Raw genomic sequence first — 1,510 nt, forward strand, 5'->3', positions numbered from 1 at the left:
ATACAAGAGCTGAAATTACTCAAAGATAGTCTTAATTTAAATGAAAAAAAAGAATTATCAGTATTTAAGAAAAATTATTTAGAAAAATTAGTGCAAGATCCTCTAACTCAATTTTCCAAACACCTTGCATCTAAAGGATGAGATCGAATGAATATTAAACTTAATATTGAACAACAAAAAATGGTTGATTCAGAGGGGAATTTACTAGTAACAGCTTGTCCGGGTAGTGGAAAAACAAGAGCTTTAACAAGCAAGATATCATATGAACTAGAAAGAATAAAAAATAAACAATATATTGTGGCAATAACTTTTACTAATAGAGCAGCAGAAGAAATTCAAAGAAGATTAGATAAAATGAATGTCGATAGTTCGAGTTTATGGACAGGAACCATACACGCATTTTGTATGGAATGGATTTTGAAACCTTATGCTAATTATATAGATAGATTAAAAAATGGATTTATACTAATTGATGAATACAAGCAAAAAAAATTAAAGGAGGAATTGAGAGAAAAATTTAAAGCCCAGAATTTAATAGAAATAAAATGGTCTAGAAAAGGATGTTTATCAGGATCTAGTGAGCAAGAACAAATTATTTTTGATGAATATAATAGGATTCTGATAGAAAATAAGTGGATTGATTTTGAATCTTTATTATATCTCTCATATAAACTCTTGTCAGATAAACTTCAAATAGCAGAAACACTTTCTAGAGTATTTAAGCTAATTTGTGTTGACGAGTATCAGGATACATCAGATTTACAATATGCTATTTTAGGCTTAATTATTAAAGCTGGAAAAGGAAAAACAAATATTATTATGGTAGGAGATCCAAATCAAGCTATATATGATAGTTTGGGAGGGATTGCTAAAACAGTAGAAGAAATCCAAGAAGAAATTGGAGGTTTCCCTGTAACTCAAATGGAGTTTTCAGGAAATTATAGATCTACGCAGAAAGTTATAAATTTTTATAAAAATTTCCAAATTAATTCTAACGATATAAGGGCAAAACTAAATGATAAAAATTCTAAAATAACTTTGAACCAAAAAGTTACTTCGGGATCCTTATCAAATCAGATAGCAAATATAATTACTGACGAATTAAATAAAGGAATTAAACAAAATCAAATATGTATAATTGCTCCTCGATGGTGGTTACTTATTTCAATGGCAAGAGAATTACAAAGTATATTGCCACATATTAATTTCGATGCACCAGGTTTATCGCCTTTACCAAAAGCTTATGATAATTTTTGGTTTAAATTGTCTAAGCTATTATTAACAACATCTTCTTCGGAATTATTTTTGAGTAGAAAAAAATGGGCAAATGAAATAATTGCAGAATTAAAATATATTTCAGGGAGACAAGATTTATATATAAAGGAGAAAGAACTTACTTCGAAAGTACTTTTGAAATTTAGTAATTTCATGATTAATTATTTTGATGAGAACGAAATTGAAGGTATTAAGTATTTAGAAAAATCTTTTGACCAATTTATAAAAAATATTA

At 27.4% G+C, this 1,510-nt stretch carries 1 protein-coding gene; it reads left to right on the forward strand.

Annotated elements, in window-relative coordinates; genetic code table 11:
• Positions 1-147: 147 nt before the first annotated feature.
• A partial coding sequence (locus tag PaeCFBP13512_RS23110) for a UvrD-helicase domain-containing protein (protein ID WP_137226362.1) occupies positions 148-1,510 on the forward strand: 1,363 nt, incomplete at its 3' end.

Source organism: Paenibacillus sp. CFBP13512, assembly GCF_005233705.1.
Classification (GTDB): Bacteria; Bacillota; Bacilli; order Paenibacillales; family Paenibacillaceae; genus Saccharibacillus; species Saccharibacillus nuruki.